The sequence below is a fragment of the Sneathiella aquimaris genome (assembly GCF_026409565.1).
Taxonomy (GTDB): Bacteria; Pseudomonadota; Alphaproteobacteria; order Sneathiellales; family Sneathiellaceae; genus Sneathiella; species Sneathiella aquimaris.
Genome location: NZ_CP112881.1, coordinates 977,501 through 998,541, shown reverse-complemented (window position 1 = coordinate 998,541; position 21,041 = coordinate 977,501). Strand labels below are relative to the sequence as shown.

Here is a 21,041-nt window from a genome sequence, read left to right as displayed (position 1 = left end):
AAGCTGCCTTACTCTTTACTCAGCGACAATGAAAAAGTTGACTGATACTCCAGAACATCCTGTTCCATAACGACAGAAATCACACCCATCAGGACCCCGATTGCCATCTGCTGCCCCGAGCAGGCATGCACTGTGTCCCTATAATTTCCGCCAAATAGAATTTCTGGATTTCCTTCCTGTTCTTCAGCCGCAGATTGCAGGCTTAAAACGACGGCCTGTCCAGCCTGAATTTCAACGCCCCCCAAGATCGCCTGTTTTACCGCAACCCGATGCAGCAAGTTGGGCCGTGATCGTTTCTGCATCGCAATAATCATTTCTTCGCGAAAAACGGATTTCGCAGTCGCATAATCCAGCGCACCGTTTTTACTCGATCCGACCGCCGATAATAGCATCTGGCGATATCGCCAAAGATCTTCATTAGCCATCCAGCGTTGCATTATGGAAAGAAAACTCCCTCTGGATGCCGCGACAAATCCGTTTACGCATCCGACAAGGGTCCGGGTGATCAAATCCAGATCCCCCTTAAATACGGGATGGACGGAAAGGAAATGATGCAGTGTATCTGGCGTTGGCGCTTGTTCCTCAACGAACGCCCTGATGGCTTTCTTAAGTGATGTTCCCCTCTCTTTGGCTTCGTCTACGACAAAGTCCGTAGGCCGGGGACCAAACAAGTAATGAGACGCACTGACCAGATCGTCAGGAACATTTGGCCGAGAGCACGCCTCCCCACCGATATCAATTGAGCCGTCTTCAGGAAGGTCGAACCAAATCTTGGACAGCCCCCCTAACAGATCGACAATGCATTCTTTTAATTCAAGAGAATGCGGGTCCCGCCTTTTGACCAGTTCATCACGAAACCAATTCCGGGTAACGCAAACCGCAAGATCAAAAGCCTTCTCTTCAGTAATACTGGCAATCCACCCATTCGTTGGTTTTGCAATCTTACTGTAATCACTTTTCTTGGTCTCTTTTTCGAAGGCTTTGTCACGCATTGGGTTTTCAGATACTGATCCAGAAGGCATGATCGCGGGCTTGGGATCAAGGCCCAGATATAGCTCTCCAATTGAGTTTCGCATCCGCTCCCAATATTCGCGTGTTGAATATGTGCTTCCATCATCTTTAAAGACCGCTTTTACATTGGCGAGATTTCCTACCAGAACCCCATAAGGAGTTTGCAGAACACCCCCATCATGGCGAATTTTAGCCCAAACCTCGTCGGCCAGATCCTCACCACTAGGGTCTTCCAATAGCGCCTTCCAGGCATACCGCATGCGCTCTTGCACGACAGGTTCCGGGTAGCCTAAAGCCGTCAACTCACGTTCCATACTCTGCAACTGGAAAATTGATTTTGCCCCGCCCGCCAACCGGCCATCTGATATCTGCGGCAAAGCATCCTCAGAACCACATAACCTGTCAATGGCATCAAGTGAGGGAACAAACAGATAGAGACCCCATTCCAAATCAACAAACTGTTCTTTCGGCAACTCTATTCGATGCACCTGATTGTCGTGCATGAAACGGATGGTTCGGTCTTCTTCGTCGTGGCGGGCCGCCATTATCGCGTCGAAATGTTTACTCATGACCCCGGTGCTATTTCCCCCGTTTATCCAGCGCTGAATAACTTCGAACTGCTCTGCTATACTGGCATTATAAGCCATAAAAAACAGACCCCTTTCTTCATGTGCCGTTTCGTGACTGTATCTTGACCCATATGAAAATCCTCGCCGGATAATACGGGGCGTCGGTGGACCTTCTGCCTTCGGTTTCGACATCTCTCTTGGATTAGTCCGCCGAATATGTGAATGCATTGGACAAACAACACCGTCCGGATCGTCCTGATAGTCAAAGTCATTTATATTTTTGCCCAGCGACACATGATCGGGAAGCAACGGCGTTCCATTCGGATACCGGCCCATCATTTTCGCCTCCAGCGCCCGGCGCCCAATGGTGTTTTTGGAACCATTTACGAAATCATTGAAGCTTTTGACATTTTGCTTCAGCTTTCTGACCACAAGAAAGGTGCCATCTTTCAGCAAAGGCTCCATTTCCACTTCGTCCGGGAATTTGACCGTTTTGGGAACATCTCTTTCACTTTGATATCCCATGAAGACGTCGCCCAACAAGATTGCATCCCTGTCATTGCGCGCTTTCGGCTTGGAAGCTCCGACGCCCTTGACATGCGGCTGACTGACACCGTCCAAAAACCCGAAATGTTCAACAAACCCGCTCCCATCCGGTGCTTTTGTTCTTTGCATCTGTTCGATTGCAAGAATATCGACGCCTGCTTTTTCCGCCGCTTTTTTCCAGCCTTCCAGTTTCCGATGAAGTGACGCTGCTTTTTTTCCTTTGGGGCTCGCATATCCTTGCAGCTGGACCACCATATCAACCGAGGACATCTTAACCTCATGCCCCGTCACGGGGTGCCGGGGAAGACGCCAGTTTTTGGGGTAGTTGCGCCCCATATCGCCTAATTTTCCAGCCCGTGCCTCCATCCCTTCACGAAATTCTTTCGGGAATTGCCGAAGAACGGGCTCGTTAAGGCCCAAGGCTTTCAATCCCCGATAGGTCAGAGAAAAATTACAGTAGACTTTTTTGTCAACCAGCTCGCCTGCGGTGGTCAATTCCTTTTTACGGTTCTTTAAAAACGCCTTGGCCTTTTTTTCATCAGAAAACTGAAGCAACATCAAATAGCCTGTGTCTGTTGCCCCGTAGCTGTTAAGGATTCCGCCCTGCACGTCCCTCGGATCCGGTGCGACAGGAGCTTCTTCTGTTAAGATGGAAGAAAGGTTCGTTTCAAACGATGAAAACCAGTCGATCTCCTTTTGATATTGGTCATATTCCGCGGTGGTCAAAGAAGACGGCTTGAATTCGAAAACCAATGCTTCTGTCAGTCGCTGCAGGTAAAATTGATCACTTCCGATATGAGACTGCCCTTTTCTGGCGTAAGGAAAATAATCTTTTAATCTGTACATGGCACTGATCAGATCAAGCGCTTGCTGTTTAGCTTCTTCCGGTTTGTTTTTTAGCGCTTCACGCACATTATCCGACTGGGATGGCAGGTTTAACTTGGCAGCGAACTCGTCAAACTTGCACAGGTCGGTCATTGACCGCTGTTTTTGCTCAAGCTTGGTCAAATAAACGATATCGTCGACTGTCAGATGCGGAGAAGACGCGCCATAAAAATCTACATCAATTTGGTTTTTCGCCACATAGCGCGAAAAGCCCTCATGGCCCTGCCAGCAGGTATGGTCCTTGTATCCACTGCAATGACAAAGGATCGCATCCAGAACAGGACCAGCGATATCAACGATCCGCCTTACATAGGTTTCTAACGAGCGGTCGAAAGTTACGGCCAAAAGCATCTTTCGATTTTCTTCAATTACAGTCCAGCGCACCGTATGGATCGTTTGCAGCCGATCAATCGGACCGACGTAAATCGTTTCTCCTTTTTCCTCTAACCCGATTTTTCGAATGGAATTAAGGGCCCGCAACAAAATTCTTAGGCGCGTCGCATATGTAATGGAATCGCGAATGGGTATAAAATCCTGTTTCAAATCAGATATCACCAGTAATTCAGATGATGCACCAAGACTCTTGCTTGAAATTTCGTCCCGCATAGTTCCCCCAGTAAGACTTCCTTAGAATTGATCGGCAGATATTGCATTCATCTATTCTGTAAAGGAAAAAACCACTCCCAGTTCAGCCTCCAGAAACAGCAATGCGTCAACACTAGTGAAAATTCGGATCCACCAATGTGCGAAAAGCCACATTTAGAATATTCGAATACTCTAACAAATGATACTCTATGCGTTCAAACTGTCACAGCTAAACACTCGATACGTCCCTTTGTGAAGTCATTAACATAAGGGAATATCATGCCAAAAACTCTAGAAGCCTATTTGACAGACTGTATATTAGCAGCAGCGGACAAGGCACCCTTAGAAAGTACAAAAAATTTTCAGGATTATGTCCTACACTTCTTTCATGCGCGCCCTTTTCATCCAGAAACACTGGATATCTATAGATTACCGCTCTTTATGGAACTGGTGGGCCGGTTTCAGTATACTTGGGCCGCAATTGCAGACCCGGCAAACTTACGACACCAGATGCACCTGTCAGCGCCCGAGATTGCCAAAACGATTATAAAGAATACTCCTCAACCACACCGCTCATCCGCTCCCGCCCCAAGCTCGGCAGAATTGGTTTTGGAAGAAGAGGCGAAAGTGCCCTCTTCAGGAGCGCGCGATCTGGCTCCTAGAGAACAGGCATTGCTCCCTTATGAAAATGCGAGCCTTTTCGAGGATACATTTCGGTCGCTGAAAGGTCGCTTTGTAGAAAATCTCAATGAAATTGAAAGAAAAAAGCTGGCTGAGATGCATACGCATCAAACGAAATCAGCCCTCTATCTGGATCAAAAAATCGCACAATTTGCATGCCGTTCTTTTTGGAACGATTTTCTGGATACTTTCGCAAATGAGGATGGGCGTCAACCTGACTATGCAGGCATTCTTCAGTCATTGACTGTTTTTACCGATGCACAAAGTCGGGAGAATAATCTTGATCACGAGACATGCCATACCTTCGCAAATCATCTGAAAGAGCTCATTACTCAGCATAGCAATCACATCAACAACCCGGCGCGCGTCCTGCCAGACATGATATCCCTGCAAAGTGTTCCTCCGGTAAATTACAGCAATCGGCTTTATGATGCGCCGTCAATTTCAGTAGAAACTCTGATTCAGTGTCTTGCGCTGTTTCACCGGCTTGCAAACGCCGATAATATTCAAGACTGGCCTGCCCTTGAGAAGGCCTACACGGACGCCTGCCGCTCAGAAATAAATGCTGAACACGCTCCGGATTTACTGGACTTATTGTCCGCCCTTAAAGATGGCGCAATAGTTGCGGGCTTACCCAGCGATCACTTCCCGGCGTATCTCATAAGTAAAATTGACAGACTGTTCCTGGCGGTTTTATCGCTGAGAATACTCAAACTGGATATTTGCGCCATTTGGACCCAGGAATACCGTCGGAAATAACGATTTACCGGGGTTGCCTGCCTTCAAATGCAGGCGACCCTGAACAGATCTGCGCTGGTAGTATCAGAACCATTTCAACCGCTTGAAGGCGTAGATCTGTATCCCCACGACCCCAATCAGCAGTCCAGAAAAAAGCCAGAACGCGTATTTATAATCTGTCCCCGGAATACCCCCAACGTTAATACCCAGAAGGCCGGTCAAAAAACCGAGCGGCAGAAAGATGGCAGCAATAACTGACAGAACATACATATTCTTGTTCAGCCTGTCAGAAAGCGTATTCACCAGCTCATCCTTAACGATTTGGGCCCGCTCGCGGATCGCATCCAAGTCTTCAACATATCTCAAAATGCGGTCATAACTTTCAAGCAGATTTCGTTTGTCCGTAATTTCAAACCATTCCAGAGACGAATTACGCAACTGTCCGATCGCATCTTTTTGTGGTGCCATATAACGCCGCAAAATAATGGCTTGCTTTCGAATATTCACAATCTCGTTTCTCAAAGACAAGTCCGGCTCGTCCAGAACCTTCTCTTCAACCGTATCGGTCCGTTCGTCCAATTCTGTAAGAACCGGTTCCATACGATCAAAAAGACGGGAGATAAGCAGACAAATGAATTCGGCACAATCTTTGGGTCCTTTCCCAGCGTTGATCCGATCGTGAATATCAAATACGGCCTTCAACTGCCTTTTTTGCAAACTAATGATCCGGTGACGATCGACCCAAAGACGGATAGAGATCATATCCTCCGGGGAGGCATTCTCGTTCAGATTGACGCCCCGAAGGATGATCAGTACACCATCCCCAATTTCCATGATCCGGGGTCTGGTTTCCCATGCCATTAAGGCTTCAATGATAAAGTCATCTAAATACGAAACCTCTTTTTCCAGCCAGCCTCTCGTCTGAGGATGATTGACGTCCAAATGAACCCATGCCAGCTGATCCGCCTTGAGTTGCTGGGTTGCTTCTGTTTCATTCAAGGCTTGGCCACCACCTTCTCCATTGAAATCGCACGCTAAAAGGATGGGTGAATTCATTTCGGTGCCTCATGGTTTTTTATGTGAACATCACGTTGTGGGAACGGAATTTCCACGCCATGTTTCTTGAAGCTGCGCCAGATGGAAAACAAGACATCACTGCGTGGTCGTTTTCTACCTTCAATGATATCATCCACCCAAAAATAGAGCGTGAAATTAACCGAGCTTTCAGCAAAATCGACAAGGAAAACCTCGGGCGGCGGATTTTGCCCGCATCTGGGATGTTCCAGCGCGGCTTCAAGAATAAGGTCTTTCACCAAATCAAGATCCGCTCCATACGAAACACCAATATGGATATCGATCCGGCCACGCGTATTACTCAAGGTCCAGTTCGTCACCCTGTTTGTAATGAAATCCTCGTTTGGAACCATAATCTCGCGGCCCTCGAAGGTTTCGACCAATGCATAGCGTGCGCCAATATTTCTCACAAAACCGGTTGTTCCGTCATTTAGTTCGACCAAATCTGCTTCTTCGACCGATTTTTCCAAAAGCAGTATCGTGCCGCTGATAAAGTTAGACGCAATCTTCTGAAGGCCAAAGCCGACGCCAATACCAACGGCACCACTGAAAATTGCCAAGGCTGTCAGGTCGATACCCAGAACATCGAGCCCAATCAGAAATGCCAGAAAATAAACACCGATCTGAAAAGCTTTAGTCATTAAAGCCCGGTTACTGACTTTAATATTCTGAAGGCTTCTTATTTTCTTCTCACCGAATTCAGAAACCAGACCTGCGAGCCAGAAAGCAATCACAATTGCGATTAGTGCCTTCGTCAGGCCATATAACGAAAACCGGATGTCGCCCACTTTGAACGCCAGTTCATCTGAATCCAGGAACGCCTGTATCGGTTTTAGATAATCCAGATACCCAAGGAGAAAAAATCCAACGACAAATAGCAGAAGGCAAAGCCGGGTAACCCATCCGCGCGGCTTTAAAATTGACGTCCACAGACCGCTCATTAGTGTCTCCCAGTCGATAGAATATGGCGATTGTTATATGATTTCATCTTCGTCCAGAAGAATATCTTCTTCCAGTTGCTTTGCCAAAGCATCAATTTTCGCTTCTGCATCAATATTGCTTCGAATTTTAGCGACATGGAACAAAGCGTCCCCTTCATACACAATTGGCAAATTTGTACGGCCCATGATCAAACCGCTATATTCAGCAAGTATTTCGGTTTCGTGTTCCCCGAACGGGTCCGAGACAACCCCTAAAAGATCGCCGACCTCAACCCGCTCTCCAATATTCTTGTGGGTTCTTAGAACACCACCCGCCGCTGCACGGGTCCAGCTGCTTGTCGTTGCATGGATGGTTTCCACTCTCTTCTTCTTGGCTTTTTTATGCGGGATCATACCAAGATGACGCATCACCCGAAGTACACCCGAAACACCCGCGCGAACCGCAAATTCATCAAACCGCAACCCTTCGCCCGCTTCGTAGAGCAGGATATCAACGCCCTTCTTTTGCGCAGCATCCCGCAGAGAACCCGGACGGATTTTCGATGTGATCGTAAGCGGCGCACGAAAGACCTGTGCAAGCTCCATTGTCTCTGCTTTGGACGGGGTTACACGGATTTGCGGCAGATTAACCCGATGGATCGCAGCCGAATGCAAATCAATTCCGACATCCGACCGCGTCACCACTTCTGTCATGAAAATATGAGCAAGACGAGATGCCAATGACCCGGTCGCACTTCCCGGAAAGGACCGGTTAAGATCCCTTCGATCGGGTAAGTAACGGCTATGGTTCATAAAACCAAAAGAGTTTACAATCGGAACCGCAAGAAGGGTTCCTTTCATACTCTTCAAACTAGCGGTCCTGAGCAGGCGGCGAACAATTTCCACCCCAATAATTTCATCACCATGGATTGCCGCACTCACAAAAAGTGTTGGACCGGGTCTGCGCCCGTGGACAACATGAACAGACAGCGTTACCGGAGTATGATCAGACATGATGCTGACCGGCAAATCGACCGTTTTACGGGTACCCGGTTTTATTGAATGCGAACCAATTTCAAAATCGTCACGTAAAGCCACTAACCTTTGCCTCGCGTTTTCGTCTTGCCTGGCTTTGCTGATTTTTCAAGAAACTCAATAATTTTACCCGCGATATCAATACCGGTTGCTTTCTCGACGCCTTCCAGACCCGGCGACGAATTAACTTCCATGACAACAGGTCCATGGTTCGCCCGCAGCATATCCACGCCACAAACGTTAAGTCCCATGGCTTTTGCGGCCCTGATCGCGGTTGAACGCTCTTCAGGAGAAATCTTGATGGCCTTCGCACTTCCACCTCTGTGAAGGTTGGACCTGAATTCTCCTTCAGCACCCTTGCGCTGCATTGCCGCGACAACTTTACCTCCAATAACCAGCGCCCGAATATCGGTTCCGCCCGCTTCCTTGATAAATTCCTGAACCAGAATATTTACTTTGGCACCGCGAAACGCCTCAATAACAGACGCGGCGGATCGGTCTGTATCGGCCAAGACCACACCAATACCCTGCGTGCCTTCCAATAGTTTTACAACCAGAGGCGCGCCGCCGGCGAGCTTCAGGACCTTATCTGTCTGTTTTGGATCATACGCAAATGTCGTCACAGGAAGCCCAATCCCATCCCGCGCTAACAACTGCATAGAGCGAAGCTTGTCGCGCGAGCGACCAATAGCAACCGACTCGTTCAAAGGATAAACACCCATCATTTCAAACTGCCGAAGGACAGCCGTTCCGTAGAAGGTAACAGAGGCCCCAATCCTAGGAATAACAGCATCAAATCCGGTCAGTTTTTCTTCATTGTAATAAACCTCCGGACGACGGGATGCTATATTCATATAGCATTGCAATGTATTGATTATTCTCAACTCATGCCCTCGTTCCTCCGCTGCCTCTTTTAACCTTTTGTGGCTGTACAGGTTTGGATTACGGGCCAGCATTGCGATTTTCATTCAATTACTCCTTATGAGTTGATTTGATAGCTTCAGATTTTAGCTTGCGTTTTTTGGCACCGTTTTTTTGGATGCGACCGGTCAAAAAAGAATGTCCCGAGGTAACGAGTAGATCATATCGACGAATCGCCGTGCGACCCAAAATCAAATCGTGGGTCATGTTTTCGCGATCTGCCAGCGAAACTTCAATTTTCCATAAAAAATCACCCAAAATCAGTGTGGTTTCAATAACATACCGGAATTCGGGAACACCGCTTGTATTCTTGATTTTTCGCCGTTCAATCACCTTGGCCCGGCAAATCGTGTCCTTTGGCATTTTAGAAATGGGAATATGAAAAGAAACCCAGTCTTCACCGTCAATTATCTCAGGCTTAATATGCACGGCATGCAATGCCGACGTTCTTGCGCCTGTATCCAGCTTCGCCCGCATTTGAGCGACCCCCAGATCAGGCAACGCAACATATTCACGCCACCCAACAACAGTGCGCGACCCCACTTGGTTGCGCAAACCAGAAGCCTTCATGTTAGACTATCCTCATTGACCCGTCGATAATTGACAAATGTATTGGCACTCAGGACAACAAAGAAACTGTCCATATCAATAAAAACATACCCTTTTTCATACATTAAATAGGTAAGTGCGCGAATATCCCGCTCATAAAGACGTCGGCGGTCAGCCAGTTTTCTGACTAATTTCTCTGAAATTCGATATCGGCCTTTTTCTTTTCCGCCAAAAGACTGCAGATATAAATCAACCAGCCTATCAGCAACCCGTGAAAGCTCTTTTGGTATATTTTCCATTCAGACACCCTATATAAAAATATTATTATGTCTATAGGTAAAAAAACTTTGTTTATTCTTTTTTCAATCGCCCCATAAAATTCTAAATGGTCAGCACCGGGTCCAGCTTTAAATACCCGGCGCACAATCCCCTTTCCTTTAAGCCACCTACCAAAAAAGGGCAGGCCCTAGAATAGCCGTACAAGCCCCAAAAAAGCGTTTCTCATTGACTAATGCCCGCAACTAGCCAAAATATCTAGGTCAATACGCTTATATCTTCAGGCCTTGTAATATGTTCAGGACTAGAGTCGAAAATGAGTATCAGAAAAGCCTGCTGGACTACTGGCACATAAAAGCTCGAGGCAAATGCTTTCCCCAGCGAAGCGATATCCACCCTGAAGAAATCAAAAACCTGCTCCCCCATATCGGGCTCATCGATGTCACCGGCCCCAGACAATTCCGCTACCGCCTGATCGGCACGGCAATGGTTGATTTTTTTAGAACAGACTTTACGGGAACTGACGTCAATCAATCAAAACCGGGGAAATATGGCGAGTTCCTGATTGACCTGTATGCTTGCGCGGTAGAAGTCAAGCGCCCCGTCTATTCCAAATCGGCCTTTCTCTATGATGACGATAGAGGCCTTTTCACTCAGCGTTTGATATTGCCACTAGGCTCGAATGAGAAGAATGTTGATACACTCCTTTTTTCTACCATCCCTATTCTGGACAATCACACCAAGCTTGAAAATATCAGGGTGATCGAAGATAGCATCGACTTCGAAGAACATTGTCGATTTACAGAAATAAATGAGCACGCCCATCAAATCGCTTAACCGCCATTACACCCTTCACCCAGCGGGAGAACACTTCCCACACTCTCGACATCAGAGCATCAAACCGCATTCAGACTCCATATGCGCCCCTAATATTTACTGATCGGTACATATAGAAACCCCTTGCGACCACTTTCTTTAATAAAATCCCTTTAATAAATCAGTATCTTAAAACAATTTGTCCGTAATTTTTTATATTTTACGTTGACATTCCCCCATAAAACACCCAGTTACTGTTTATCAAAGTGTACCGATCTGTAAACTTATGTATTCAATGTAATGCTGTACTGGAAATGGAGAATATCATGAAGGTTTTTTCGCACGACCTTAATCGGAACAAAATCCGTTCAGGCGTCCTTGCTCTCTCGGCAGCGGCTATCCTTGCAACAACCAGCGCAAGCGGAATTGTGCATGCAGATGGCAGTGGATTACCGGACCCTGGTTTTGAAATTGTCCAAGGCAGAACAGCCTTGTTGGTTACCGATCCTCAGAACGACTTCCTGAGCCCTGACGGCGTGACTTGGGGGGTTGTTGGCCAAAATGTCGAAGCAAACGGGACCGTAGAACATATTGACCAATTGTTTGCCGCTGCCAAGGCCACAAACATGCCGGTTTTTGTGTCACCTCATTATTATTATCCACATGACCATAGCTGGAAATTTGAAGGCGCACTGGAAGCGTTGATGCATAAAATCGGTATGTTCAATCGCAAAAGTCCACTGGACACTACTGACTTCAACGGGTCCGGTGCTGATTGGTTGGAACAATATAAAAAATACATCGATGACGGCGCTACAGTGGTAACAAGCCCCCACAAAGTCTTTGGGCCGGAAAGCAACGATCTGGTTCTTCAGTTGCGCAAACAGGGCATCGACAAAGTTATTATTGCCGGAATGTCTGCAAATCTTTGCACCGAGTCCCATATGCGTGCCCTGATTGAAGAAGGGTTCGAAGTAATGGTAGTAACAGATGCGACAGCCGCCGCGCAGGTTCCCGGATATGATGGCTATGCCGCTGCACTCACCAACTTCAGAATGATCGCAAACCATATCACCGATACTGAAACAACTGTCGCCGCCATAAAAACGGCCGCAGTCAAGTAACCTGTCCCCTGGCATCGAAGCCCTCCCTCATTCGATGCCTATTGTCTTCGGCCAACTCGCTACCTGCGGCGGTTGGCCGAAGACCCCCTTTATCTGATCCATAGGAGTACCTTTATGACAAGACCCCCTCTTCCCCCCTTTAGTGAAGAAACGGCTATCCAGAAAGTGCAGGCCGCCGAAGATGGCTGGAACTCACGTGACCCTGCTAAAGTTGCACTGGCCTACACAAAAGATTGCATTTGGCGGAACCGCTCCGAATTTATTGTGGGGCGGACCGAAATCGAAGCATTTCTTACAAAAAAATGGGAAACCGAACATCAATACAGATTGATAAAAGAGCTCTGGGCGTTTACCGACAACCGCATTGCTGTGCGATTTGCCTATGAATGGCAGAATGTGAACGGGCAGTGGTTCCGCTCATACGGTAACGAAAATTGGGAATTTGCAGCAGATGGTTTAATGCAACGCCGTATTGCGAGCATAAACGATCTCGCCATTGCAGAAATTGACCGGAAATTTTTCTGGCCGCAAGGCGCCCGTCCTGATGATTACCCGTCCTTATCGGACCTGGACTTGTAAGCCAACGGCCTTACGTTAATCCAATCAATGGTCACAAGAAAAACCGTCTCCGGATCAGAGCTTTCCAAGACCTGGTCCGGCACTTATTCGCTCACTTAATTCTGCAAAGGCGTTCAGCATTTAACCGGACTTACCGATAGTTCCAAATTGCAGAACAATCAGGAGGACCTAATGGCAAAAAAATATGATGTAATCATTCTTGGCGGCGGAAATGCCGGGTTCGCAGTTTCAAAAACTGTCCAAGCAGCTGGTAAAACAGTCGCCATTGTCGAAAATCGAGATTTTGGCGGCACCTGCCCAAACCGCGGATGCACCCCTAAAAAAGTTTTGGTGGCCGCCGCGCAGGCCCTCCATGAAATAGAAAAATCTGACGCTCACTGTATTGACGTCGGCAAACCGAGCCTCAATTGGTCCGCCCTGATCCGACGCGAAAAATCGATGATCGCTGGCATTCCAGACGGAATGGAAAACCTGGCCCGAGAAAGAGGGGATGTTTTCGTAGGAAGCGCTCAATTCGCAGGGCCCAACATTGTAACCGTCAACGGCGAACGCCTCGAGGGTTCCCATATTGTAATTGCAACAGGATCTACACCCCGCCCCCTTTCCATTGAAGGGGCCGAGCATATGATCACCTCGGAGGATATTCTGTCAGAGGAACAGCAGCCTTCAGAGGTTGTGTTTGTTGGCGGCGGCGTCATCGCCATGGAGTTTAGCCACGTTTACGCGAGGGCTGGGTCGAAAGTCACCATTTTGGAAGCAATGCCAACCTTGTTGCCTCACATGGAAGAGGGCGCTGTCGCCGCCCTTCGACAGGAAAGCGCACGTCTGGGGATATCGATCAAGACGAATGTAGACGTAAAAACCATAACCAAAAATGGCAACCGCCAAACTGTCACCTATATGATTGATCAGGAAGAATACACCATTGAAACCGACCAGGTGGTTAATGGAGCGGGGCGAGTTGCGAATGTCAAACACTTGAACCTCGAAGCAGCAAACATTAAGCATGATCAACATGCCATTGAAGTCGACGATCACCTTCGCTCTGTCTCCAATCCGTCTATATGGGTGTGTGGCGATGCATTGGTCGGACCCGCCCAACTCTCTCCGGTAGCCTCCTATGAAGGACAAATTGTAGGAACGAATATCGTTGAAGGGCCAATCAGCAAACCAGATTATGCCGCAATTCCCAGTGGCGTTTATACAGTGCCCGCCCTGAGTACCGTTGGGCTAACAGAAAAAGCGGCTAAACAGAAAGGTTTGTCAGTAAAAGTGACAGAAAGCGATATGTCCAACTGGTTTTCTGGAAAGACCTATGCCGAAACAGTCGCTTACGCAAAGGTCATTATTGACGAGGATAGCGATCACATCGTTGGCGCCCATATGGTCGGACATCACGGCGAGGAGTTAATCCACATTTTCGCAATGGCAATGCGGCACAACATCTCTGCCGGTGATTTAAAACAGGATATTTTCGCCTTTCCTACCTTCTCATCGGACATAAAAAATTTGATTTAGCCTATTGCGGAGACGTAAAAAAGCCTAGGAAACGATCAAATTAATTGCTGTTCCCGCAACGAAAACACGCAAGAGATATGTCCGCTGAAGCAAATACGACCTTCAGGTTTTGATTGGCGGTTTTTGCCTTAACGGACATGCTCCGCCCCTTGCGCCAAGCCACAGTGAACTTTTGGGAAAAAATAAAAAAGCCCCAAACCCCTCCCATCCCTGGAAAGCAACATAAAATTGCTGACTACGACCTTCATTTCGGCCTTATTATGTTATAATCAACATTAGGGAATAACGAGGCATGCACATAAAAACGTTGCATGCACATAAAAAAATTGTATTCATTCATTGTTTTTGAAATCTGTGATTATTTAATCTTTGGTGAAACATGTTCAGTTGTAGGAGGGAAATGTGGTTTTACTGACAAACATCACCACCTCAATTTTATGCATTTCGATTTTTATGGCCCTGTTTGTGCGAAGCACTAACGCCTCAGAACCCGTGACGATCTACACATCCCATTTTCCGCATGTTGTGACAGAAGACCCACATCAGCCGGGCATTGCGCATGAAATCGTCCAAGAGCTTTTTAAACTCGTAAAAAGAGATTTCAAATTAGTCATTCTTCCGTGGGCCAGAGCCCAGTATATGGCCAAGCAAACACCACACTCCCTTATATTTCCGTTGTCGAGAACACCGACACGGGAACAAAACTACGTTTGGCGGGTTAATATCTTCAACAACCAAACCCATTTCATAACCTTTAATAATATTATGCTGACAGCTGAAACTGCCCGCGAAAAGCATATTGGCGTTCAACTGAAATCGAGTTGGGACAATTGGTTGACCGAGCATGGTTATGAACGTGTTCACCGGGTCCCGGGTGAAGGTCGCGAACTGATCAAACTGTTGCGTAACAACAGGATTGATGCCTGGTACACAGACACCATCATTGCTGGCAGTGTTTTAAGCCAGCAGGAAGATCAAAATGTCGTCTACAGCGAACCCATTCAGACCTTCAAGACATTTCTTGCCACGAATAGCGCCGCTCCCTACCCCCATTTAGAAGAATTGAAAGTAGCGATGGACCAGCTACGCAGCTCTGGAAAAATCGATGAAATTTTCAGAAAGTATAACATTCCACCCAACTATTGAGGCAGTGGCACTTTTTGGGTTTACCCACCTAAAAAGGGCTCTTGGACGAAGACAGCTCAAGCCAGACACCGTGGGAAAAAGAATGCCTCGACCATCCTGTTGGCATATTGTCACGCCCCACCCCAAATTGCTGCATAAAATGCTATAAATGCCAGCGGCAGGAACATGATCCAGGATCTATGTTTGGCCTGTGAGAGTATAATTGCCAATACGCCCGCCACAAAAGAACTGAACGCCAATGTCAAAAGAGTGGCCATCGCGACATAAGCCGGTGCAACTTCGATTACAATCAGGACAATCGCCTGCCCCCACCAAAACAAGGTCAGGATATGCCATCCGACCCACAAGGTCAGCCGGGTATTGCGAACACTTCCCAAAATAATCGGCAGATCCGACCGGGCGAGGATCGGAGAAATTAAACGCCGTCCGCCTAACAGACTATGCATAAGCCCAACGGAAAAAAGTAATACAGCTGCTAGAACCAACATATTCAACCTCTTCAGATCAGTGTGATGTTATTGAAAATGGCGATGGCATCAGGGGTAAAAACCCGCGCTAACCTTGGTGAGATAACTGACCCAGACAGCTGGCAGCTCGATGTCATAAAACAGACCGAGCAGCATGAAAACGATGGTCAAAGCAATCAACGCACCGCCACCAGATACTCCCCAAAAAAGAGAACCCGCCAAAACCGTCGATTTTCTTCTCATGGCATATCGTCGCAATGCACAGCCCAAATGTACAAACATTGCTGTCACCCCCAGAAAATAATATGGCGCAAAATACCAGTAGAAAGGCGACGCACTCATGACGGATGCCGGCCAGAAAAAATTTGTATCCAGCCCCTCTATCCAGCGGGCCATTGCTAATGCACTCAGATGCTGGGAGATAAAGAACAAAAAGAAAAGGCCTGACAGGGCCTGTCGTCTCGCCCATTTTTCTTTCAGTTTTTGTCGGAAATTTTGACCCACCAATTTAAGACCAACCCCGACCTGAAGAACAACAGAAATAAGTAAAATGGGCTCTACAACTGTATTGCGGTAGACAATCCGCATCACTTGTTGCATCGCGTTGTAAGCATCTATGCCCCACAGCCCTGCCAAATGTGTAACCATATGTAAAACGATAAAAAGACTGATAAAAAGACCATTTACGCGATGATATGTCTGATAGCTCACCATTTTCTCTCCCCTGCCAACAGGTGTTCGCCCAATTACTTGCTGACCTAAGATGTCATTCTGCAAGAACAGCGACGAAACCAAAGATTGCGATAACTGCAAACAAGGACGTGGACGGAAAACGCCAAGGCGCAAGATTGGCCTTCAGGGCAACCGTTGCACTTAAAACAGAAAGAGAAATGCTAAGCAGTGCCAGGAAGACGACCGAGGGCCGATCCGGGAAAACAGCCAGCCAGACAAACCCGGCTATAAAGAAAATCAGCATTACCGAGGTCACATGCCAACAATAATAATTGAGCCACTTTGATGCCACAGGCAGCGTTTTATCTTTAAGGAGCGGAGCCGCGACCATTCGCCCTCCAACGAAAAAGTGTACAACAAACGTCACAGCCGAAGCCACCGCAGCAAGCCAAATCGAAATCAACATCAGATTTTCCCTTTACTAGAATATTTTTTCTAGTATATTCATTGCTATGGGTAGAAAGTCAACAATTTCAGTTCAAAAAATATTCGGAGCCGTAAGCCATCAAGTCGCTCAAGGAGATGAATTCAGAATTCATGACCTAGCGGTAGACACAGGTGTCTCGGTTGGATCTCTGTATCACCACTATGGATCACGCGAGGGGATCACGGCGGCCGCGTGGCTGGATGCCTTGCAGACCTTTCAACAGGAGTTTCTGAAGGCCATACAATCCCCCGGCCTGGAAGCGGGCGAACGGGCGGCTCTTGTAACGCCGCATTTTTCCCGTACCCATCGCGAAAGGGCAGTCATATTATGCGTTGGACGCCGCGAAACACTATTAAATGAGAAAGCTCCATCGGAAATCAGGCAAGCTGTCGAAGGAATCAACGCAGAAACCCACTCCGCTTTGGTTGATTACTCAAAAAAGCATAACTTGAACATCCAAGCCTGCCTTCACGGAATTGTTGCATTTCCGCTCGCCTCAGTACGACTTTATTTGCCCCATAAACAGGTCCCGAAATCTGTTGATCAGTATATTCTTGCTGCCTACCGTTCAGCCATGAATGTTAGATAGGGCACAAAGATGAACAACCCGCTGTTGTTAAGCGTGACCTTCTACCCGACCTTACGCCACTGAGAAGTTAGTACATTATTCATGGCAGGTTCAGGCGACATTTGACATGCCGCCGATTTCCCAGACATCATATTGCTTCCATTATGCTTCAACGGTTGGTTCTTTTGGGATTGGTTGTTATCGACAAAACGCCGCTATATGATAGGTATAGCAGCGTTTATTGTGATTTCGGGGGTAGGATATTGCGTCGCTGCCCTTGGGCCTGTTTCGCAATGCGGTGGGCATTGCCGGGCTGTCTGGTGAGCCTGCTCTCTTCGTAAGCTCAAACACATCCGCAGTATTCACAACGCAAAAACGGTTTAGCATATTTCTGCTCACGCCGTTGATATTACTGGTTGCGGGAGCTCGAGGCGACGAGAGCCTACCAAAGCATCGGTCATAATTGTCAGATAAACTGCCATATACGACTGCTTAGCCTTAGAGAGTGGCAGTGTTTGCACGAAATGGGGGGGGGTAGTCAGCTTGGTGCCAAAAACCGACGGTCAAGCGGTAATTGTGCTCAGCCCACTCAGCGGATATAATCAACGTACATGATTGTCGCCAAGATTTGAGGAGATTGCAGTGACCTTCCAGCTATCGGGCAATGGACCTGAGATCTATGAAAAGGTGATGGTGCCGCTGTGGTTTGGTCGATGGGCGGAGGCATTGATAGAAACACTGCGCTTAAAAGCTGGGGAAAATGTTTTGGACGTCGCCTGCGGTACTGGTGTCACAACACGGTTGGCCAAGACAAAAGTTGGTCCTGAGGGACGTGTTGACGGACTCGACATCAACACATCAATGCTCGCCAAGGCCGAGGAGATCGCAGACGGGCTCGAAATCGGCTGGATAGAGAGCGACGTCGGCGAAATCGCGTTACCATCAAGAACGTACGACGTGCTGATGTCCCAACACGGTTATCACTATTTCCCAGACAAGCCCGCAGCCCTTAGTGAGTTCCACCGATTACTCAGACCAGGCGGGCGCATGGCTTTTTCGATCTGGGACGGTCACAGCCCTTATACACAGGCGATAGCCGCCGCATTGGCGCAGCATATCTCCTCGGAAATAGCCTCCAAACAGCGCTCTCAGAGAGAAACCCCCTCGGCCGACGAGCTCGCAACACAAGTCAGCAACGCTGGTTTTTCCGAGGTCGAGGTCCGTAGGCAGGAACTAATGATTGATGTTCCGTTGGCGGAGGAGTTCGTGCCCCTACATCTTGGTTCAATGCCAATTGCAGGCGCCTTCATGGCGCTCGATGCAGATGCTCAGGCGGCCCTGATCACTGACGTTTCCGAAGCGCTTGAGCCGTTTGTCCAAGGTGACCGGATTATCTATGCTGATGCCGTACACATGGCGATTGGTTACAAGTGAACACCCAGATCAAACCTTAGTTCGCCAGGAACGCTCTTGTCCGAGTTGGGTCATAAACAGACCTTTTAGAGATAAGAGATCACTTTCACTTTTCAGCATAAAAACAAACATATCGCTATAGTTCAGCTTTGGTTTCTAAATTGTAGCTTGGGTCCGTACCGTTTTGAACCGATATAGCCAATAGTTTGAATTTTATGAATATTTCACGGAAATTTGGTTTCGTGGGTAGGATTTAGCGTGCGCTCGGGCTTTGCCCGTGCTCCGTAGCATCTGGCGCGCTGCGCGCTGGCGACGAATCTTGATTCCTTAAGCTCCCCTTCCATCTCCCAGCCAAGCAATAAAGAAGGGCCCCGATGGGACCCTTATTTTATTGGTTGCGGGGGCACGCAAACAACGACAATCTATAAAATTCGCCTCCACACACCAAAGAAACCCTTCTCAGATTTAAAATAGAAGGTGTCTAAGAAACGAGAGACTATTCATCTGACAATAGCGATCGCAATGGATATCGGGAATTGTCTAATAAATTCCATAGACTTCATATACCTTACCTTTCCAGTAACTAAGCAAGACATTAACCAACGCTCTGATAAAAGGGAATAGAATGAAGAAAAAACCAACTTCCGAGTTAATTTCAAAACACCTTACAGACAATAATTGGGGGGAGATTGAAGCCCACTTTAACAATGCCGAATTTACAAGCCATATGGGAATTACAATCTCTTTAGATGATCCACTGGCACCCAAATGTATGGTCAAAAAGATTTCAGCCTTTCATCTTGGGGGAATTGGGCAAGATTTTATCAATGGCGCGATCATATCAGCCGTACTTGACCTTGCCTTAGGTCTAACCGGCTTACAACATGCTAACAAGGGAAATTTTGCGACCACAAACCTCAATATTGACATTGCTAAAGCCGTCCAAAATGGTCAGTTCTACGCACTCTCAAAATGCAATCATACGATTGGGAAGGATCTGTTCTCTGAGGCCACTATCTATGACTGCAACGATTTACCCTGTGTATATGCAACTGGCAAAATAAGGGTAGGAATATAACACACTTATACAATGTTACCCTCATGGACAAATGTCACCCACAAGAGTTCAAAGCTGCTCCATGCGTATTTTGTTTTTGTTGCATGTGCGTGTTAACGCAAAAATGGCTCAAGCATTTCTGTTTAAGCCGTTGGTGATTTTGATTTCGTGGGCAGGATTTTGCTCGAGGCGTTGCCCCTGCCTGCACCTGAGCAGCTGACTCTGCTTGTTGTGAACCTTTCCAGCCTTTGCGTTGCAAAGCCTGGCTGAGTTTCTCATGCTATTCCAGAGTAACAAAATGCAAAAAGGCCATCCTGTTGGATGACCTTTTTTTCATTTGGTTTCGTGGGTAGGATTTAGCGCCGCTTTTCTCCGTAGTGTCTGGCGCGCATTGCACTGGCGACGAACCTCGGAAAGGTCTTATGGACCTTTCCTTAAGCTCCCCTTCCATCTCCCAGCCACCCAATAAAAAAGGGCCCCGATGGGACCCTTATTTTATTGGTTGCGGGGGTAGGATTTGAACCTACGACCTTCAGGTTATGAGCCTGACGAGCTACCGGGCTGCTCCACCCCGCGGTTGTGTAGAGTGTTATAGCAAAAAACACCCATTTGGGTGTTTTTTTGTTTGACGTTGTGAGAGGTTAATATCTGTCTTTCGCAGGCCTGGCGGCGACCTACTCTTCCGTGCCTTAAGACAAAGTACCATCGGCGCTGGGAGTTTTCACTGCCGAGTTCGGGATGGGATCGGGTGCGGGCCTCCCGCCATAGCCACCAGGCCGGCGAAAGACAGATATAAATTACATCCGGAGGGCTTCGTTGAGGGAAGCGCCTCGTTTATTGAGTGTCTGTTTTGACTACTGTGCATGAACGTGCTCAGATCAAACTCTATCGAGTGATTAGTACTGGTCAGCTCCAAGTGTTGCCACTCTTCCACCTCCAGCCTATCAACGTGGTGGTCTTCCACGGCTCTCAAGGGATATCTGGTTTTGAGGTGGGCTTCCCGCTTAGATGCTTTCAGCGGTTATCCCTTCCGTACTTAGCTACCCTGCAGTGCCACGGGCGTGACAACAGGTCCACCAGAGGTACGTCCACCCCGGTCCTCTCGTACTAGGGGCAGCTCCTCTCAAATATCCTACACCCACGGCAGATAGGGACCGAACTGTCTCACGACGTTCTAAACCCAGCTCACGTACCTCTTTAATTGGCGAACAGCCAAACCCTTGGGACCTGCTCCAGCCCCAGGATGAGATGAGCCGACATCGAGGTGCCAAACAATGCCGTCGATATGGACTCTTGGGCATTATCAGCCTGTTATCCCCGGCGTACCTTTTATCCGTTGAGCGATGGCCCTTCCACGCGGGACCACCGGATCACTATGACCGACTTTCGTCTCTGCTCGACTTG

The 21,041-nt window shown here is 47.7% G+C and carries 19 protein-coding genes, 1 tRNA gene and 2 rRNA genes (1 of these 22 cut by a window edge); 9 read left to right on the top strand and 13 right to left on the bottom strand.

Annotated features, from left to right (window positions below; translation table 11 throughout):
- Nucleotides 1-8 precede the first annotated feature (8 nt).
- Nucleotides 9-3,617 carry a Dyp-type peroxidase gene (locus OIR97_RS04590; RefSeq protein ID WP_169544417.1) on the bottom strand — a complete coding sequence of 1,203 codons (3,609 nt, stop codon included), beginning with the start codon at nt 3,615-3,617 and terminating at the stop codon, nt 9-11.
- Between the two features lie 258 nt (nt 3,618-3,875).
- On the opposite strand from OIR97_RS04590, the gene OIR97_RS04585 reads away from it, so the two are divergent.
- Nucleotides 3,876-5,036 (top strand): hypothetical protein, encoded by a 1,161-nt coding sequence (locus OIR97_RS04585; RefSeq protein WP_169544416.1) that lies wholly within the window; start codon nt 3,876-3,878, stop codon nt 5,034-5,036.
- Nucleotides 5,037-5,099: 63 nt separating this feature from the next.
- Here the strand turns inward: OIR97_RS04585 and OIR97_RS04580 are convergent, their stop codons facing one another.
- The 6 genes from OIR97_RS04580 to OIR97_RS04555 are packed head-to-tail and all read right to left on the bottom strand — an operon-like array spanning nt 5,100 to nt 9,813.
- Nucleotides 5,100-6,071 (bottom strand): zinc transporter ZntB, encoded by a 972-nt coding sequence (locus OIR97_RS04580; RefSeq protein WP_169544415.1) that lies wholly within the window; start codon nt 6,069-6,071, stop codon nt 5,100-5,102.
- The gene (locus tag OIR97_RS04575) at nt 6,068-7,030 is read right to left on the bottom strand and encodes a mechanosensitive ion channel family protein (protein WP_169544414.1); all 963 of its coding nucleotides are present in this window, start codon (nt 7,028-7,030) and stop codon (nt 6,068-6,070) included. Before OIR97_RS04575 ends, OIR97_RS04580 begins: the two co-directional genes overlap by 4 nt.
- Nucleotides 7,031-7,063: 33 nt before the next feature.
- Nucleotides 7,064-8,107 carry a succinylglutamate desuccinylase/aspartoacylase family protein gene (locus OIR97_RS04570; protein WP_169544413.1) on the bottom strand — a complete coding sequence of 348 codons (1,044 nt, stop codon included), beginning with the start codon at nt 8,105-8,107 and terminating at the stop codon, nt 7,064-7,066.
- Nucleotides 8,107-9,012 carry a 30S ribosomal protein S6--L-glutamate ligase gene (rimK, locus tag OIR97_RS04565; protein WP_169544412.1) on the bottom strand — a complete coding sequence of 302 codons (906 nt, stop codon included), beginning with the start codon at nt 9,010-9,012 and terminating at the stop codon, nt 8,107-8,109. The genes OIR97_RS04570 and rimK overlap by 1 nt, the downstream gene beginning before the upstream one ends.
- Nucleotides 9,013-9,016: 4 nt before the next feature.
- Nucleotides 9,017-9,535 carry an ATP-dependent zinc protease family protein gene (locus tag OIR97_RS04560; RefSeq protein ID WP_169544411.1) on the bottom strand — a complete coding sequence of 173 codons (519 nt, stop codon included), beginning with the start codon at nt 9,533-9,535 and terminating at the stop codon, nt 9,017-9,019.
- Nucleotides 9,532-9,813 (bottom strand): hypothetical protein, encoded by a 282-nt coding sequence (locus OIR97_RS04555; RefSeq protein ID WP_169544410.1) that lies wholly within the window; start codon nt 9,811-9,813, stop codon nt 9,532-9,534. The genes OIR97_RS04560 and OIR97_RS04555 overlap by 4 nt, the downstream gene beginning before the upstream one ends.
- A 271-nt stretch (nt 9,814-10,084) precedes the next feature.
- On the opposite strand from OIR97_RS04555, the gene OIR97_RS04550 reads away from it, so the two are divergent.
- The 5 genes from OIR97_RS04550 to OIR97_RS04530 all read left to right on the top strand — a co-directional run bounded on the left by OIR97_RS04550 (nt 10,085) and on the right by OIR97_RS04530 (nt 14,973).
- Nucleotides 10,085-10,627: a PAS domain-containing protein gene (locus OIR97_RS04550; protein ID WP_169544409.1), complete on the top strand. Its 543-nt coding sequence runs from the start codon at nt 10,085-10,087 to the stop codon at nt 10,625-10,627.
- A gap of 305 nt (nt 10,628-10,932) precedes the next feature.
- Entirely contained in the window at nt 10,933-11,730 is a 798-nt protein-coding gene (locus tag OIR97_RS04545) for a cysteine hydrolase (protein ID WP_169544408.1), read from the top strand.
- 114 nt (nt 11,731-11,844) lie between these two features.
- Nucleotides 11,845-12,309 carry a nuclear transport factor 2 family protein gene (locus tag OIR97_RS04540; RefSeq protein WP_169544407.1) on the top strand — a complete coding sequence of 155 codons (465 nt, stop codon included), beginning with the start codon at nt 11,845-11,847 and terminating at the stop codon, nt 12,307-12,309.
- 171 nt (nt 12,310-12,480) lie between these two features.
- On the top strand, nt 12,481-13,827 hold the full coding sequence (locus OIR97_RS04535) for a dihydrolipoyl dehydrogenase family protein (RefSeq protein ID WP_169544406.1): 1,347 nt from the start codon (nt 12,481-12,483) through the stop codon (nt 13,825-13,827).
- Between the two features lie 402 nt (nt 13,828-14,229).
- On the top strand, nt 14,230-14,973 hold the full coding sequence (locus tag OIR97_RS04530; RefSeq protein ID WP_169544405.1) for a substrate-binding periplasmic protein: 744 nt from the start codon (nt 14,230-14,232) through the stop codon (nt 14,971-14,973).
- Between the two features lie 110 nt (nt 14,974-15,083).
- Here OIR97_RS04530 and OIR97_RS04525 read toward each other — a convergent pair whose 3' ends face one another.
- Genes OIR97_RS04525 through OIR97_RS04515 form a run of 3 tightly spaced genes read right to left on the bottom strand, consistent with a single transcriptional unit; the run spans nt 15,084 to nt 16,578 of the window.
- The gene (locus tag OIR97_RS04525; RefSeq protein ID WP_169544404.1) at nt 15,084-15,461 is read right to left on the bottom strand and encodes a hypothetical protein; all 378 of its coding nucleotides are present in this window, start codon (nt 15,459-15,461) and stop codon (nt 15,084-15,086) included.
- Nucleotides 15,462-15,509: 48 nt separating this feature from the next.
- On the bottom strand, nt 15,510-16,154 hold the full coding sequence (locus tag OIR97_RS04520; RefSeq protein ID WP_169544403.1) for a hypothetical protein: 645 nt from the start codon (nt 16,152-16,154) through the stop codon (nt 15,510-15,512).
- A gap of 52 nt (nt 16,155-16,206) precedes the next feature.
- Entirely contained in the window at nt 16,207-16,578 is a 372-nt protein-coding gene (locus tag OIR97_RS04515; RefSeq protein WP_169544402.1) for a hypothetical protein, read from the bottom strand.
- Nucleotides 16,579-16,624: 46 nt separating this feature from the next.
- Between OIR97_RS04515 and OIR97_RS04510 the strand changes: the two genes are divergently transcribed.
- The 3 genes from OIR97_RS04510 (at nt 16,625) to OIR97_RS04500 (ending at nt 19,658) form a co-directional block, all read left to right on the top strand.
- Complete coding sequence (locus tag OIR97_RS04510; RefSeq protein WP_169544401.1) at nt 16,625-17,188, top strand: TetR/AcrR family transcriptional regulator; 564 nt, start codon at nt 16,625-16,627, stop codon at nt 17,186-17,188.
- Nucleotides 17,189-17,809: 621 nt separating this feature from the next.
- Nucleotides 17,810-18,601, top strand: a complete 792-nt coding sequence (locus tag OIR97_RS04505; protein WP_169544400.1) for a class I SAM-dependent methyltransferase — start codon at nt 17,810-17,812, stop codon at nt 18,599-18,601.
- 604 nt (nt 18,602-19,205) lie between these two features.
- Nucleotides 19,206-19,658, top strand: coding sequence for a PaaI family thioesterase (locus OIR97_RS04500; protein WP_169544399.1), 453 nt, complete (start codon nt 19,206-19,208; stop codon nt 19,656-19,658).
- 478 nt (nt 19,659-20,136) lie between these two features.
- Here OIR97_RS04500 and OIR97_RS04495 read toward each other — a convergent pair.
- The 3 genes from OIR97_RS04495 to OIR97_RS04485 form a co-directional block, all read right to left on the bottom strand.
- A tRNA-Met gene (locus OIR97_RS04495) sits at nt 20,137-20,213 on the bottom strand.
- 85 nt (nt 20,214-20,298) lie between these two features.
- Nucleotides 20,299-20,413, bottom strand: a 5S ribosomal RNA gene (gene rrf / locus OIR97_RS04490).
- A 99-nt stretch (nt 20,414-20,512) separates the two neighbouring features.
- A 23S ribosomal RNA gene (locus OIR97_RS04485) occupies nt 20,513-21,041 on the bottom strand (it continues 2,216 nt past the right edge of the window).